Source organism: Citrobacter sp. Ca225 (assembly GCF_030337175.1).
Lineage (GTDB): Bacteria > Pseudomonadota > Gammaproteobacteria > Enterobacterales > Enterobacteriaceae > Citrobacter_A > Citrobacter_A amalonaticus.
In genome coordinates this window covers 111709-128039 of record NZ_JAOWCD010000063.1, presented here as the reverse complement: position 1 = coordinate 128039, position 16331 = coordinate 111709, and the positions used below count along the sequence as shown (strand labels likewise).

Sequence of the window (16331 nt, the reverse complement as noted above, 5' to 3'; positions counted from 1 at the left end):
GAATAGAGAGATTCGGTGGGTTTTATTAGATCTTTTATGAATCATCCCGCGCAGAGTGGCGGGATGATTCCATCGTTATTAGCGATCGCGCTGGACGGCGATATGTGCCAGGCCGATCAACGCTTCGCGCCATTGGGAATCCGGCAACACCTGCAGCGCGGCGATGGCTTTGTCGGCCTCTTCTTCCGCACGCTGGCGAGTCCATTCCAGTGAGCCGCAGGCGTTCATCGCTTCCAGCACGGGCTCCAGAAGATGTCGGCCATTGCCTTGCTCGATCGCATGGCGAATCATTTGTGCCTGCTCTGGCGTACCGTTACGCATCGCATGCAGCAGCGGTAACGTCGGTTTGCCTTCGTTCAGGTCATCACCGACATTTTTACCGAGCTGTTCGCCGTCGGCGTTATAGTCCAGCAGATCGTCAATCAACTGGAATGCAGTGCCCAGATAGCGACCATAGTCCTGCAGTCCTTTTTCCTCGGCTTCACTACAGCCCGCGAGGAGACCGGAACACTGCGCCGCCGCTTCAAACAGACGCGCTGTTTTACTGTAGATCACCCGCATATAGCTGTCTTCCGTAATGTCCGGGTCGTTAACGTTCATTAACTGCAGGACTTCACCTTCAGCAATGACGTTCACAGCTTCAGACATCACCTCCAGCACTTTCAGCGAGCCGAGGCTGGTCATCATCTGGAAAGCTCGGGTATAGATAAAATCGCCAACCAGCACGCTGGCGGCATTACCAAACGCGGCGTTCGCAGTGGCTTTACCCCGGCGCATATCGGATTCATCCACCACATCGTCATGAAGCAGGGTGGCGGTGTGGATAAATTCGATCAATGCCGCGATCGTGACATGGGCATTTCCCTGATAGCCAACGGCGCGCGCCGCGAGGACGGCAATCATCGGGCGAATGCGTTTACCGCCACCGCTCACAATGTAATAGCCTAACTGATTGATCAGTTGGACGTCGGAATTAAGCTGTTCAAGGATTGTCGCATTGACACCCGCCATATCTTGCGCGGTTAACTCGTTGATTTTTTCTAAATTCATCGCAAAAGCCGGGCTTTTCGCCCCGTTTACCTCATCATGCGGCAAGGTAACTTAGGGTTTAGGGTTAGAAATATATGTTGATTGTACTGAAAAAACGCCGCAGATAAACGTTACCGTACACGTTGTGTTTTTTTTCTTCATGTATTGACTGTAGCACTTGTCAAAGGCTCACGTTTTGCGTAATATTCGCGCCCTATTGTGAATATTTATAGCGCACTCTGAATCATTGAAAAGGTGTGCGCGGAAGCGGAGTTTTTTATGTACGCGGTTTTCCAAAGTGGTGGTAAACAACACCGAGTAAGCGAAGGTCAGACCGTTCGCCTGGAAAAGCTGGACATCGCAACTGGCGAATCTGTTGAATTCGCTGAAGTTCTGATGATCGCAAACGGTGAAGAAGTCAAAATCGGCGTTCCTTTCGTTGATGGCGGCGTTATCAAAGCTGAAGTTGTTGCTCACGGTCGTGGCGAGAAAGTTAAAATCGTTAAGTTTCGTCGTCGTAAACACTATCGTAAGCAGCAGGGCCATCGTCAGTGGTTCACTGATGTGAAAATTACTGGCATCAGCGCCTAAGACCTGAGGAGAGATTTAAATGGCACATAAAAAGGCTGGCGGCTCAACTCGTAACGGTCGCGATTCAGAAGCTAAACGCCTGGGCGTTAAGCGTTTCGGTGGCGAATCCGTTCTGGCGGGTAGCATCATCGTTCGTCAACGTGGTACCAAGTTCCACGCTGGCACTAACGTAGGTTGCGGTCGTGACCACACTCTGTTTGCTAAAGCAGACGGTAAAGTGAAATTTGAAGTTAAAGGCCCGAACAACCGTAAATACATCAGCATCGTTGCTGAGTAAGTTTTCGTGGTCCGGTAACGGATAAAAGCCCCGCACCCTGTTGCGGGGCTTTTTACATTCGACGACCGGTAAATATGCTCGTGAAACCGCTTTGCACCGGATAACGAGCCCTTGCAGGGAAACGGGCATGAAGCAGCAGGCTGGCATTGGTATTCTTTTGGCGCTCACAACGGCGGTATGTTGGGGGGCTTTGCCAATTGCTATGAAGCAGGTGCTGGAGGTGATGGAGCCTCCTACCATCGTTTTTTACCGTTTTTTAATCGCCAGTATTGGCCTCGGGGCGATTCTGGCCGCGAAGCGTAAGCTTCCGCCGCTGCGAATTTTTCGCAAAGCGCGCTGGCTGGTTCTGCTGGCAATTGCTACCGGTGGGCTCTTTGGCAACTTCATCCTGTTCAGCTCTTCCCTGCAGTATTTAAGCCCAACGGCTTCGCAGGTGATCGGCCAACTGTCGCCAGTGGGCATGATGGTCGCGAGCGTATTTATCCTTAAAGAGAAAATGCGCGGTACGCAGATTGTCGGCGCCATAATGCTGTTGTGCGGACTGGTGATGTTCTTCAACACCAGTCTGATCGAAATTTTTACCAGGCTGACCGATTACACCTGGGGCGTCATTTTTGGCGTCGGTGCGGCTACGGTCTGGGTAAGTTATGGTGTTGCGCAAAAGGTGTTATTGCGGCGTCTGGCATCACCGCAGATTCTGTTTTTACTGTACACTTTATGTACGATAGCGCTATTGCCGCTGGCGAAGCCCGGTGTGATAGCCCAGCTCAGTGACTGGCAGCTTGCCTGTTTAATTTTCTGTGGGCTGAATACACTGGTAGGATATGGCGCCCTGGCGGAAGCGATGGCGCGTTGGCAGGCAGCGCAGGTGAGCGCATTAATCACGCTCACCCCGCTGTTTACGCTGTTATTTTCAGATCTTTTATCTATGGCCTGGCCCGATTTCTTCGCCAGACCGATGTTAAACCTTCTCGGTTATCTCGGTGCGTTTGTCGTGGTTGCGGGCGCGATGTACTCCGCCATTGGTCATCGTATTTGGGGCGGATTACGTAAGCATGAATCGGTGGTATCGCAGCCCCGCTCAGGCGAATGATTTACGGAGAGTAAAATGAAGTTTGTTGATGAAGCAACGATTCTGGTCGTTGCAGGCGATGGCGGCAATGGTTGCGTAAGCTTCCGCCGTGAGAAATACATCCCGAAAGGCGGCCCGGACGGCGGCGATGGCGGTGATGGTGGCGACGTCTGGATGGAAGCCGACGAAAACCTGAACACCCTGATCGATTACCGTTTTGAGAAATCTTTCCGCGCAGAACGAGGCCAGAATGGCGCCAGCCGTGACTGTACCGGTAAACGCGGGAAAGATGTCACGATTAAAGTGCCGGTAGGTACGCGTGTGATCGATCAGGGCACGGGCGAAACCATGGGCGACATGACTAAGCACGGTCAGCGTCTGATGGTCGCAAAAGGCGGCTGGCACGGTCTGGGTAACACCCGTTTCAAATCTTCCGTCAACCGTACGCCACGTCAGAAAACGATGGGGACGCCGGGTGACAAGCGTGATCTGCTGCTGGAGCTGATGCTGCTGGCGGATGTGGGCATGCTGGGGATGCCAAATGCCGGTAAATCGACCTTTATCCGTGCGGTCTCTGCGGCGAAGCCTAAAGTGGCGGATTATCCGTTTACCACGCTGGTGCCGAGCCTCGGTGTTGTCCGTATGGATAACGAGAAGAGCTTCGTGGTGGCGGACATTCCGGGGCTGATTGAAGGCGCTGCGGAAGGTGCCGGTCTGGGTATCCGCTTCCTGAAACACCTTGAGCGTTGCCGCGTACTGCTGCATCTCATTGACATCGATCCTATCGACGGCTCCGATCCGGTTGAGAATGCGCGCATCATCATCGGCGAGCTGGAAAAATACAGTCAGGATCTGGCAGCTAAACCGCGCTGGTTAGTGTTCAACAAGATCGATTTGCTGGACAAAGCCGAAGCGGAAGAGAAAGCCAAAGCTATCGCCCAGGCGCTGGGCTGGGAAGATAAATACTATCTGATCTCTGCCGCCAGCCAACTGGGCGTGAAAGATCTCTGCTGGGATGTGATGACTTTTATTATCGAGAACCCGATTACTCAGGCGGAAGAAGCGAAGCAGCCAGAGAAAGTCGAGTTCATGTGGGATGATTATCATCGCCAGCAAATCGCTGAAGTGGAAGAAGAAGCGGAAGACGACTGGGATGACGACTGGGACGAAGACGACGAAGAAGGCGTCGAGTTCATCTATAAGCGTTAATCTCAGGAAAACCCCGGACATGTTGCCGGGGTTTTTGTTTTTGCGGACTCAGTTATTCTGATAGATATCTTTGTACAATCGGCTTTCAAAGCGAACCAGAGGAATGCGGCGGTTACGTTGATCGGCAGGTTCTACCGCATAACCCGATAGATATTGTACAAACGCCATCCGTTGCCCGCTGGCGGTGGTAATAAAGCCCGCCAGGTTGTACACCCCTTGCAATGATCCCGTTTTCGCTGAGACCTTACCATCGACGCCCGCCTGATGCAGACCCGCACGGTACTGCAGAGAGCCGTCATAGCCCGCCAGCGGCAGCATTGAGATGAAATTCAGCTCGTTGTCATGCTGCGCGATGTATTGCAGAACCTGCATCATGGTGGCAGGGGCGATCAGGTTATGGCGCGACAGGCCGGAGCCGTCGGCAATAATCGTATTGCCAATATCGACTCCGGCTTGTTGACGCAGGATCTGCCGCACAGCATCGGAGCCCGCACGCCACGTTCCCGGTACATTAAACCGTGCGTGACCAATCATTCGGAAGACGGTGTCGGCAATCATGTTGTCCGACTTTTTCAGCATAATCTTAAGCAGATCGTGCAGCGGCGCAGACTGCTTACTGGCCACAATGGTGCCTGGCTCATTGACCTGTGTCTGGCGTAATAAGGTTCCGCTGTAGGTGATACCGGCCTGTTTGAGTTCATCTTTCAGGATCGCCCCGGCATAGCTGGCGCCGTCCTGAATGGCAAATGCCAGCGGCAGAGGGTCGGCACGCTGCGGCAGACACCCGGTCAACGTGAAGCGGTTTAAATCGCCCGGAACCACGTCCAGTTCACAATATTGCGCCTCCGCAGAGCCGCGTGGGAGGGTGCGAACCTGGCTGAACATGGTGACCGGGTAGTAAGACGCTACGCGAATATAGGCCAAATCGTTCGCTTTTTGCGCGCTGTAGAGCGAAATCGAGAAGCAGTTTCGATCGACAATGGCGGCCGCAGGCGGCGCGCTGAAGCACTGGGTCATGTCGTTCCAGGGCCATCCCGGCGCTTTATCGTGACTGGCAAAAACAGAGGTATCAATCAGGACGTTTCCGGTGATTTGCGTGACGCCTGCTTTTTTCAGGTTCGCCACCATATTCCGAATATCCTGCCTTTTTAGCGTCGGATCGGCACCAAATCGCGCCACTAAATCACCTTTGAGAACGCCCGCATCAACGCTGCCTTTGGTCTCCAGCGTGGTCGTAAAGCGGAAGTCAGGGCCAAGCTGAATTAAGGCCGCCAGCGCGGTAATCACTTTCTGCGTACTGGCAGGAAGTGCCATTTGCTGACTATGATAATCAATTGCGGGAGTCGGGGCGCCGACCTTCTGGACCATGAGGGCAAGGTTGGCTCCGGCAGGGAGCTGGTTGATGTACTCGTCAACGTTCGCGGCCTGGACGCTGAACGCTACACTGGTGGTCAATCCGATGATAAATCTGGAAAATCGCATAATCTCGCGCTAACAACCTGGAAACAAGCCGACATACTACGGCGCAATGCCCTGGAAAGTAAACGATGACCCATAGGGAACTCCAGGGTAAAATGAGTATCAAATTAAGAATTGTAGCTGACCTGGACCTTGCGTCCGGGTCGGTATTTTTTTGCTTCTGGTCCGGGTATGACGCCATACCGGGGCAGGCTTAACAGCCGGGGCACAGCAATCGCCCCCTACAGGAATGTTCAAGAGGTATAACAAATGCAAGCGATTCCGATGACCTTACGTGGTGCAGAAAAATTACGCGAAGAGCTGGATTTTCTGAAATCTGTGCGCCGTCCTGAAATTATCGCCTCTATTGCCGAAGCGCGTGAGCATGGCGATCTGAAAGAGAATGCGGAATATCATGCGGCGCGTGAACAGCAGGGGTTCTGTGAAGGTCGTATCAAAGACATCGAAGCGAAGTTGTCGAATGCTCAGGTCATCGATGTCACCAAAATGCCGAATAACGGTCGCGTTGTCTTTGGCGCGACGGTCACCGTTCTGAACCTTGATAATGACGAAGAGCAGACCTGGCGTATCGTGGGCGATGACGAAGCGGACTTCAAACAGAACCTGATTTCCGTCAATTCGCCGATTGCACGCGGCCTGATTGGCAAAGAACAGGATGACGTCGTGGTGATCAAAACGCCAGGCGGCGAAGTCGAATATGAAATCACTAAGGTAGAATACCTGTAAGTGCTCAAGATGTTGATGTATTGTAAAGAAAGGAAAAAGGCCGCATAGCGGCCTTTTATCAACGAAGAGAGCGTGGCATTTTGCTCTCCTGCTTGCGGGAAATCCCTCGTTTTACACAGGTTTTGTGTTCGACTTTAGGATATTCTTAGCGTGGCAGCGAGATTTTGCGTTCTTTACTCGGGCGATAAAGCACCAGCATTTTACCGATGACCTGTACATTACAGGCGCCGGTTTCGCGCACGATAGCGTCCACGATCAAGGTTTTTGTTTCGCGATCTTCAGACGCGACTTTCACCTTGATGAGTTCATGGTGCTCTAACGCTTGTTCAATCTCGGCCAGTACCCCTTCGGTCAAACCATTATTGCCAAGCATAACGACCGGCTTGAGCGGATGTGCCAGACCTTTCAGGTGCTGTTTTTGTTTAGTACTCAGATTCATCGTATATTTTTGCTTACGTTGGGATTGAAAACGGGTCATTCTACCGCCATCTCCCATATATCGCCAAATAGTGCGTGGAAATTTACGCCGTATGGCAACGATGTTCTGCCCCGATGGGAAAGTTAAATGACAGGTAAGAAGCGTTCTGCCAGCTCGAGTCGCTGGCTTCAGGAACACTTTAGCGATAAATATGTTCAAGAGGCACAGAAAAAGGGGTTGCGTTCCCGTGCCTGGTTTAAACTTGATGAAATACAGCAAAGTGACAAACTTTTTAAGCCGGGGATGACGGTAGTCGATCTCGGTGCTGCGCCAGGAGGCTGGTCACAGTATGTGGTCTCGCAGATTGGCGGCAAAGGCCGTATCATCGCTTGTGATCTTTTACCTATGGATCCTATCGTTGGTGTGGACTTTCTTCAGGGCGATTTTCGTGATGAACTTGTCATGAAAGCGCTGCTGGAACGCGTGGGTGACAGTAAAGTCCAGGTTGTCATGTCAGATATGGCACCAAACATGAGCGGAACACCAGCGGTGGATATCCCCCGTGCCATGTATCTGGTGGAACTGGCGTTAGAAATGTGTCGTGATGTGCTAGCGCCGGGTGGCAGTTTTGTAGTGAAGGTGTTCCAGGGCGAAGGTTTCGATGAGTACCTAAGGGAAATTCGCTCCCTGTTTACGAAGGTGAAAGTTCGTAAACCGGACTCTTCTCGCGCACGTTCGCGTGAAGTGTATATTGTAGCGACCGGGCGTAAACCATAACTGGTCGATTTCAGACGAAAGTTTGAAAGACGCTGGATATAGAGTATCCTGACGCTGTTTTTAACACAGTTGTAATAAGAGGTTAATCCCTTGAGTGACATGGCGAAAAACCTAATACTCTGGCTGGTCATTGCCGTTGTGCTGATGTCAGTATTCCAGAGCTTTGGGCCCAGCGAGTCTAATGGCCGTAAGGTGGATTACTCTACCTTCCTGCAAGAGGTCAACAACGACCAGGTTCGTGAAGCACGTATCAACGGACGTGAGATCAACGTTACCAAGAAAGATAGTAACCGTTACACGACCTACATTCCGGTAAGCGATCCGAAGCTGCTTGATAACCTGCTGACTAAGAACGTCAAGGTTGTGGGTGAACCACCAGAAGAACCGAGCCTGTTGGCTTCCATCTTCATTTCCTGGTTCCCAATGCTGCTGTTGATCGGCGTCTGGATCTTCTTTATGCGTCAGATGCAGGGCGGCGGTGGCAAAGGTGCCATGTCGTTCGGTAAGAGCAAAGCGCGCATGCTGACGGAAGATCAGATCAAAACCACGTTTGCCGACGTCGCAGGTTGTGACGAAGCGAAAGAAGAGGTAGCGGAACTGGTTGAATACCTGCGCGAGCCGAGCCGCTTCCAGAAACTGGGCGGTAAAATCCCGAAAGGCGTCCTGATGGTCGGTCCTCCGGGTACCGGTAAAACCTTGCTGGCGAAAGCCATTGCAGGTGAAGCGAAGGTTCCATTCTTTACGATTTCAGGTTCTGACTTCGTGGAAATGTTCGTCGGTGTTGGTGCATCTCGTGTGCGTGACATGTTCGAACAGGCCAAGAAAGCAGCACCGTGCATTATCTTCATCGATGAAATCGATGCCGTAGGTCGCCAGCGTGGCGCAGGTCTGGGTGGCGGTCACGATGAACGTGAACAGACTCTGAACCAGATGCTGGTTGAGATGGATGGTTTCGAAGGTAACGAAGGCATCATCGTTATTGCAGCCACTAACCGGCCGGACGTTCTTGACCCAGCACTGCTGCGTCCTGGCCGTTTCGACCGTCAGGTTGTGGTCGGCTTGCCGGATGTGCGTGGTCGTGAACAAATCCTGAAAGTACATATGCGTCGCGTACCGCTGGCGCCGGATATCGACGCGGCAATCATTGCCCGTGGTACGCCGGGCTTCTCCGGTGCGGACCTGGCGAACCTGGTGAACGAAGCGGCACTGTTTGCTGCTCGTGGCAACAAGCGCGTCGTGTCGATGGTTGAGTTCGAGAAAGCGAAAGACAAAATCATGATGGGTGCGGAACGTCGCTCCATGGTGATGACGGAAGCGCAGAAAGAATCAACCGCGTACCACGAAGCAGGCCATGCGATTATTGGTCGCCTGGTACCGGAACACGATCCGGTGCATAAAGTGACGATTATCCCGCGCGGTCGTGCGCTGGGTGTGACCTTCTTCCTGCCTGAAGGCGACGCGATCAGCGCCAGCCGCCAGAAGCTGGAAAGTCAGATTTCCACGCTGTACGGCGGTCGTCTGGCAGAAGAGATCATCTACGGTGTTGAACATGTTTCTACCGGTGCGTCGAACGACATTAAAGTGGCCACTAACCTGGCGCGTAACATGGTGACCCAGTGGGGCTTCTCCGACAAACTCGGTCCGCTGCTGTATGCGGAAGAAGAGGGCGAAGTATTCCTCGGTCGTAGCGTTGCAAAAGCGAAACATATGTCCGATGAAACCGCGCGTATCATCGACCAGGAAGTGAAAGCACTGATTGAGCGTAACTACAATCGTGCGCGCCAGCTCCTGAATGACAACATGGACATCCTGCACGCCATGAAAGATGCGCTCATGAAATATGAGACCATCGATGCGCCGCAGATTGATGACCTGATGGCTCGCCGCGATGTTCGCCCGCCAGCTGGCTGGGAAGAACCGGGCTCTAACAATTCTGACAACAATGGCACGCCTCGTGCGCCGCGCCCGGTTGATGAACCGCGCACGCCGAACCCAGGTAATACCATGTCAGAGCAGTTAGGCGACAAATAAGTTACCGTTGTTGATGACTGCGTTTAATTGAAAACCCTGGGGCTTGCTCCGGGGTTTTTTCTTATCAATTTATACCAGGGATAACACCATGAAACTCTATGCCCAGGGCACTTCACTGGATCTCAGCCATCCTCATGTGATGGGGATCCTTAACGTCACGCCGGACTCTTTCTCGGATGGTGGAACGCACAACACGCTGATTGAGGCAGTGAAACATGCCAATCTGATGATTAATGCCGGGGCGACTATCATTGATGTCGGCGGTGAGTCTACGCGCCCCGGTGCGGCGGATGTGAGTGTGGAAGAGGAACTGGCGCGTGTTATCCCGGTGGTTGAGGCGATTGCCCAACGTTTTGAAGTCTGGATTTCTGTTGATACCTCAAAGCCTGAAGTGATCCGCGAATCGGCAAGAGTCGGTGCTCACATCATTAACGATATTCGCTCGCTCTCTGAACCCGGCGCGCTGGAGGCGGCGGCAGAAACCGGTTTACCGGTTTGTCTGATGCATATGCAAGGACAGCCGAAGACCATGCAGGAAGCGCCCAAATATGAGGACGTGTTTGCCGAGGTAAATCGCTACTTTATTGAGCAAATAGCACGTTGTGAAAGGGCAGGCATCGCAAAAGAGAAATTGTTGCTCGACCCGGGATTCGGTTTCGGTAAAAATCTCTCCCATAACTATACATTACTGGCGCGACTGGCTGAATTTCACCATTTTAACCTGCCGCTGCTGGTGGGAATGTCACGTAAATCGATGGTGGGCCAACTGCTCAATGTGGGCCCATCAGAGCGTCTGAGCGGTAGCCTTGCCTGTGCGGTCATTGCTGCTATGCAGGGGGCGCAGATCATTCGTGTCCATGACGTCAAAGAAACCGTAGAAGCGATGCGTGTGGTGGAAGCCACATTGTCCGCAAAGGAAAACAAACGCTATGAGTAACCGTAAATATTTTGGCACTGATGGGATCCGGGGCCGTGTGGGCGATGCGCCGATTACGCCTGATTTTGTACTGAAGTTGGGCTGGGCGGCCGGTAAAGTCCTGGCGCGCCACGGCTCGCGTAAAATCATCATCGGCAAAGATACCCGTATTTCCGGTTACATGCTGGAGTCAGCACTTGAAGCGGGTCTGGCGGCAGCAGGGTTGTCCGCCTCGTTTACGGGCCCAATGCCGACGCCTGCAGTTGCTTACCTGACGCGTACTTTCCGCGCCGAAGCCGGGATTGTGATCTCCGCATCGCATAACCCGTTCTATGACAACGGTATTAAATTCTTCTCCATCGACGGTACCAAACTACCCGACGCCGTCGAAGAAGCCATTGAAGCGGAGATGGAAAAAGAGATCACCTGTGTGGACTCCGCTGAGCTCGGTAAAGCCAGCCGCATCGTTGATGCAGCAGGGCGCTACATTGAATTTTGCAAAGGCACCTTTCCGAACGAGTTAAGCCTGAACGAACTTAAAATTGTGGTGGATTGCGCTAACGGGGCAACCTACCACATTGCGCCTAACGTGCTGCGTGAACTGGGTGCGAAAGTGATTACCATTGGCTGTGAGCCCAATGGCGTGAATATTAACGAAGAAGTCGGTGCCACCGATGTGCGTGCCTTGCAGGCCCGCGTGCTCGCGGAAAAAGCCGATCTGGGTATCGCGCTGGATGGCGACGGTGACCGCGTGATCATGGTTGACCATGAAGGCAATAAAGTCGATGGCGATCAGATCATGTATATCATCGCCCGTGAAGCCCTGCGTCAGGGACAACTGCGCGGTGGCGCGGTCGGGACGCTGATGAGCAATATGGGGCTGGAACTGGCGCTCAAGCAACTCGGCATTCCGTTTACCCGTGCGAAAGTCGGTGACCGCTACGTGCTGGAAAAAATGCAGGAAAAAGGCTGGCGTATCGGGGCGGAAAACTCTGGTCACGTCATTCTGCTGGATAAAACCACCACCGGTGACGGCATTGTTGCCGGTTTGCAGGTAGTAGCGGCGATGGTGCGTAACCACATGAGCCTTCACGATCTCTGCAGCGGCATGAAAATGTTCCCGCAGATCCTGGTAAATGTGCGTTACACCGCCGGTAGCGGCGATCCGCTGGAAAATGATACGGTGAAAGCCGTGACTGCGGACGTAGAATCTGCGCTGGGAAGTCGTGGACGTGTATTGCTGCGTAAATCGGGCACTGAGCCGTTAATCCGCGTGATGGTTGAAGGCGAAGATGAAGCCTTGGTGACCGAGTTTGCCCATCGCATTGCGGATGCGGTTAAAGCGGTGTAATACAGACTTAACTGCATAAAAAGGCGGCATTTGCTGCCTTTTTATTAAAGGGAAACCCGGCTTTTGCTGTTTTTTTCCGCAGTTGATACAATGCACTAAAATTGCCCTTGCGAAGGTCATTCGCTTTGGTTAGTATTCACACCCGCTTCAGTGGGAAACAGTAAAATATCCCGCTTTATTGGTTAGAAGCAATTGGTATGCGGCAACTCCGCAAGGAACAGGTTGATTATGTACGAAGCTCTTTTGGTAGTTTTCCTTATTGTGGCAATTGCCCTTGTGGGCTTGATCATGCTGCAGCAAGGTAAAGGCGCTGATATGGGAGCCTCCTTCGGAGCAGGCGCTTCCGCTACGCTGTTTGGTTCAAGTGGTTCTGGTAACTTCATGACCCGTATGACGGCTGTGCTGGCGACGTTGTTCTTTATCATCAGTCTGGTGCTGGGCAATATCAACAGCAACAAAACCAATAAAGGAAGTGAGTGGGAAAATCTGAGCGCGCCGGCGAAAACCGAACAGCCTCAGCCAACTGCTCCGGCTAAGCCGACCAGCGATATCCCACAGTAAGATTTCTGTGCCGAGGTGGTGGAATTGGTAGACACGCTACCTTGAGGTGGTAGTGCCCAATAGGGCTTACGGGTTCAAGTCCCGTCCTCGGTACCAATATTCAAGCAATGGACGTCAATAGACGTCCATTGTCGTATCTGAAGCCTGCGTAATGCTGATGTCCTTCCTCATTTTTACCCGCTCCTTTGATAACCCAGAATGCCTCTCGGCGATCTTACCGTTCGCTGGCGCATCAGGATGCGGATAAAAAGAACCCGGGACTAGCCCGGGCAGATATTGTCGATTAGGTTGGAGTTATTTGATAACCGTACCCTGAAAAGTCAGTCAGGAGAACATCGATACGGCTTCTCTGTGCGGACTGAGACTGTTTCCAGAATACGGTCGCTTCAGTGCGTTATCATCGACTCAAAAATGGTACTTAATACCGATAGTTGCCGAGGTATCACTGTAGCTCTTCGTTCCAACCTGATGTGCAAGGTTTGTCCAGAGAGTGAGGGTGTCCGTCACCCGGCCCTCAAGACCCAGTTTCACTTCCCCGACATTGCGACTTCCAGCCTGTTCAACCCTGACGTTGTCCAGCGTGGCATTGACATTCCGGGTGTTGTGCAGCCAATTGACCTCACCGTAAACGGTAAACTGCTTACCCCTGGTTTGCGCATTCAGCGTGTCGTACGAAAGATTCAGACCAAGACGTGTTTGGGTGCCGGCGCTACCGTCAACTCGCGTACCGTTCACTTCCTGATGAGGATCGGCTTTAATGCCACTCCAGATGACCTGTGCCTGCGGGGTGATGAAAAGCGAGCCATTAGCGCTCTGGTGCAGCGGTTGACGATAGCCACTCTCCAGTGAACCGCTCAGACCACTGATGTTATAACTTTCGCTCGCCACTCCATCGCCATTCACCGATGCGCGAAACGCACTGTATTGCAACCAGCTATCGATATACAGGCCGTTGCGGGACTCTGAATTTTGATACCAGGTGGCGTAAGTGCCCACGCTGTAGCCATGGAGGCTATTTTTGGCGTCATAATGTGTTTTTGTGGATTGCGTATTCCCGCGGCTGTAGCCATAACCCGCCATGATGCCTACACCGAGTCTATCCTGTTCGCTGAATTGACCACTCCACAGTTCACCGCCTCCCTGAATGACATAGCTGTTTCCGCGCATCTGCAACTGACCGCTGCCGTCTTGTGATTTACTACGGAACGCCTGTTGCCGTAACCATATACTGGAATCTTGTGCCCGACCTTCACGATCTTTCAGGGTATGGCTGAAAAGACGATTTGCCGCTGCCATGTTGGCGAGATAGGCCCCGGCTTCCGGGCGATAAATTTGCGGTTTCTGCTCGGTTTCCGCAGCGGGCGATGAAGGTGCAACTGGCGTGTCATTGCCCGGTATTTCTGGTGATTCTGGTTCTTCAGGATCGTTGACCGGTATTTCCGGTTCCACAGGGTCCTCTGGCTCTGGTTCTGGAGCCAGTGCAGAGCGCAAATACCAGTCACCCTCATCCTGATGCAGGAAATATTCGTATGCCCCGGCCAGAGCGCGATTTTCAAGCGTAAACAGGCCATCTGATTGCCCGCCCACGCTTATCACTTCTATACCATCTACCGTTGTGGTGCCGGACCCATGGAAATTGTTTACATACAGTCTGGTGGTTCCGGCAGTATCACCTGTCACGACCAGTTTGTCGGTTGCTGAGCTATCATCGCCCAGCGCAGTATTCATGATTAACGTACCGCCACCCAGATAATTTCCGACAGTAATGGTTTTGAAGACGCCGTTCTCCCCAGGTGGAGTAAATGCCAATGTGCCTGTATTCGTCAGGCTCGTAATGTCGGAATCCCCTGTCACATTCCAGCGGCTGGTCTCATCCAGCGCCATACTGTACCCGCGAACAATACGACCGGTCATTGTTGATGAACCATTCAGGGCGATATTCAGCGCCGTGGCATTAGCAGAACGCGAAACCGCATCACCAAAAATGTGCGAATTGTCGTTGGCAGCGACGTTCACCACACCGGACTGGTACGCGCCGTTGTCTTCGACACTGACCGCTGTACCTGCCTCTCCGCCGCTACGTCCCGTCAGCGTCGAGCGGGTTAAATCAAGATTAAGGTCGGTATTAATCGTTCGCACTGCGTAGCCATCCCGGGTTTCAATATGGCTTTCAACCATCGGTAACGCGCTGCTGGAGCTTATTGTCTGGTAGCCGACCAGCAAACCATGACTATTATTACCTGTCATGTTTATGCTGTTCTGATTGAATCTGATATCCGGGCTTCCGCCGAGAAACATCCCCGTCGAGTTATTGCCTGAAACTTGTGCTGTCAGGTTGTCAATATGGGCTGTGGCCTCATAAATATACGCACCAACACTGACGGCCGTAGAGTTATCACCTCTAAGCGTGAGTCGAATATCATTCAGGTAGGTTTTAGACCGGGTATTTTCCACACCGATACTGTCTTTACCATTCATGGTAATATCGATGTCTGTGGCGGTCAGGATTGTTGTCTGGGGTAAACCGCTCCCCCTCTGGGCAGCGATAATCCCGGTTGAGCGGTATCCGTGAGATGTGATATCGATGTTATCCAGTGTCAACTCTGTATTATCTATGACTTGCGCCCCTACGCCGGAGTAACCAAACGTCTCAATGGAAGAATTGGAGAGTGAAGAGGCAACATTTGCAGTTGCATCAATATAAAGTCCATGTGATCCCAGACCGCGTGTGACAATAGTGAGATTGTTCATCGCTGCGGAGACATTTCCGTGAGTGACAGTCACGGCATTTGACTGATAACCTCTTGTTTCAATCGAGAGGTTATTTAATGTGGCTCTGGTTGCAAGATCGCTCGGGGCCAGAGCATTCGAGACGGTAATGGCTGCCGGATTCGGCGGTAATGATGAGCTTGAATCATCCCCGTTATCCAGAACAGTAATCCGACTGTTCTCAATATTCAGCGTGGCGCCGCCGGTGACCTTAATTCCTGTATCATCTAAACCGTAGCTATCTCCACGAATGGTGATATCAGAATCATTGTTTATATCCAGGTGCGAGCCGGTGCCAGTAACCTTCACGCCTCGCCCAGTGGAGACTGTACTGTTGCTGATAACCGCAGATGCACCATTACTTACTTCGCCAAGATAGGCATAACTCCATAGTGATGTATTGGCAATATTTAATAGACTTCCAGCATCCTGAGCCAAAAAAAGCCGATCGTGATAAGAGCCTGACTGTGTGGTTGAAGTCAGACTGGCTGTCGAATTCGACAATCGAATTTCCCCACCTCCATATGCTCTCAAAAGCGTATATGTCGCACCATAAAGCGTACGGTCAGCATAAATCTCCACGTTGTTACCGCTGATGATACCTCCGGTGCGGTAAGCGTCCAGAACAACAGTGGAGGCGGTATTCGTATATTGTCCACCTGGCGTTAAGGTTATTGTCTGGTTCGCGCCAGCCATAACGGTACCATCGTTGACCGCGATAGCCTTCCACGGTGCTAACGCCATCATGATCGTTATAGTAAGCATTTTTATTTTCAGACAATTATTTTCATTATAACTATACATAAGCAACATCCTTTTGCTTCTTCATTAACAATTGATTCAGATAATTACCAAATTGGTTTAATCTTCATCGTTTATGAAAAGAATATCGAGGATGACTTTTTGAGTGCAAATATAAAAATCCGAAAATCAGCGTTGAAGAACAATTTTCATTAGTTACGAGGTGAATGAAATACAGGATAAATAAAAATTCGCTCAATTGGGAATAGAATAATATTATTATCAATAATCCCAGGAGTGCTTTTTTGCTGTTACATTCTGATGTGTAGAAATCCTCTACTATATCCAGCAGATATCATTAATAAGTTATGCTCCATGGGATTG

Annotated in this window: 14 protein-coding genes and 1 tRNA gene; 11 read left to right on the top strand and 4 right to left on the bottom strand. The window is 51.8% G+C overall.

Annotated features, from left to right (window positions below; translation table 11 throughout):
• Positions 1–78: 78 nt before the first annotated feature.
• On the bottom strand, positions 79–1050 hold the full coding sequence (ispB, locus tag OGW13_RS08755) for an octaprenyl diphosphate synthase (protein ID WP_042998294.1): 972 nt from the start codon (positions 1048–1050) through the stop codon (positions 79–81).
• A gap of 258 nt (positions 1051–1308) precedes the next feature.
• On the opposite strand from ispB, the gene rplU reads away from it, so the two are divergent.
• From rplU to cgtA, 4 genes are all read left to right on the top strand, one after another.
• Entirely contained in the window at positions 1309–1620 is a 312-nt protein-coding gene (gene rplU / locus OGW13_RS08750) for a 50S ribosomal protein L21 (protein ID WP_003025032.1), read from the top strand.
• Between the two features lie 19 nt (positions 1621–1639).
• Entirely contained in the window at positions 1640–1897 is a 258-nt protein-coding gene (gene rpmA / locus OGW13_RS08745) for a 50S ribosomal protein L27 (RefSeq protein WP_003861831.1), read from the top strand.
• Between the two features lie 127 nt (positions 1898–2024).
• On the top strand, positions 2025–2990 hold the full coding sequence (locus tag OGW13_RS08740) for a DMT family transporter (RefSeq protein WP_042998293.1): 966 nt from the start codon (positions 2025–2027) through the stop codon (positions 2988–2990).
• Between the two features lie 15 nt (positions 2991–3005).
• Positions 3006–4178: an Obg family GTPase CgtA gene (gene cgtA, locus OGW13_RS08735; protein ID WP_042325080.1), complete on the top strand. Its 1173-nt coding sequence runs from the start codon at positions 3006–3008 to the stop codon at positions 4176–4178.
• Between the two features lie 48 nt (positions 4179–4226).
• Here the strand turns inward: cgtA and dacB are convergent, their stop codons facing one another.
• Entirely contained in the window at positions 4227–5660 is a 1434-nt protein-coding gene (gene dacB / locus OGW13_RS08730) for a serine-type D-Ala-D-Ala carboxypeptidase (RefSeq protein WP_044263639.1), read from the bottom strand.
• A gap of 246 nt (positions 5661–5906) precedes the next feature.
• Here dacB and greA point away from each other — a divergent pair, with 246 nt between their 5' ends.
• Positions 5907–6383 (top strand): transcription elongation factor GreA, encoded by a 477-nt coding sequence (gene greA, locus OGW13_RS08725; protein ID WP_042998290.1) that lies wholly within the window; start codon positions 5907–5909, stop codon positions 6381–6383.
• Positions 6384–6528: 145 nt separating this feature from the next.
• Here greA and yhbY read toward each other — a convergent pair whose 3' ends face one another.
• Entirely contained in the window at positions 6529–6822 is a 294-nt protein-coding gene (gene yhbY, locus OGW13_RS08720) for a ribosome assembly RNA-binding protein YhbY (RefSeq protein ID WP_041686369.1), read from the bottom strand.
• Positions 6823–6948: 126 nt separating this feature from the next.
• Here yhbY and rlmE point away from each other — a divergent pair, with 126 nt between their 5' ends.
• The 6 genes from rlmE (at position 6949) to OGW13_RS08690 (ending at position 12533) form a co-directional block, all read left to right on the top strand.
• On the top strand, positions 6949–7578 hold the full coding sequence (rlmE, locus tag OGW13_RS08715) for a 23S rRNA (uridine(2552)-2'-O)-methyltransferase RlmE (protein ID WP_042291855.1): 630 nt from the start codon (positions 6949–6951) through the stop codon (positions 7576–7578).
• A 99-nt stretch (positions 7579–7677) separates the two neighbouring features.
• Positions 7678–9609, top strand: coding sequence for an ATP-dependent zinc metalloprotease FtsH (gene ftsH, locus OGW13_RS08710; RefSeq protein WP_044255934.1), 1932 nt, complete (start codon positions 7678–7680; stop codon positions 9607–9609).
• A gap of 88 nt (positions 9610–9697) precedes the next feature.
• Positions 9698–10546: a dihydropteroate synthase gene (gene folP, locus OGW13_RS08705; protein ID WP_042998288.1), complete on the top strand. Its 849-nt coding sequence runs from the start codon at positions 9698–9700 to the stop codon at positions 10544–10546.
• Positions 10539–11876: a phosphoglucosamine mutase gene (gene glmM / locus OGW13_RS08700; RefSeq protein ID WP_044326668.1), complete on the top strand. Its 1338-nt coding sequence runs from the start codon at positions 10539–10541 to the stop codon at positions 11874–11876. Before folP ends, glmM begins: the two co-directional genes overlap by 8 nt.
• A 228-nt stretch (positions 11877–12104) precedes the next feature.
• Positions 12105–12437 carry a preprotein translocase subunit SecG gene (gene secG / locus OGW13_RS08695; protein WP_042998286.1) on the top strand — a complete coding sequence of 111 codons (333 nt, stop codon included), beginning with the start codon at positions 12105–12107 and terminating at the stop codon, positions 12435–12437.
• Between the two features lie 9 nt (positions 12438–12446).
• Positions 12447–12533, top strand: a tRNA-Leu gene (locus OGW13_RS08690).
• 309 nt (positions 12534–12842) lie between these two features.
• Here the strand turns inward: OGW13_RS08690 and OGW13_RS08685 are convergent.
• Entirely contained in the window at positions 12843–16019 is a 3177-nt protein-coding gene (locus OGW13_RS08685) for an autotransporter outer membrane beta-barrel domain-containing protein (protein ID WP_287115907.1), read from the bottom strand.
• Positions 16020–16331 lie beyond the last annotated feature (312 nt).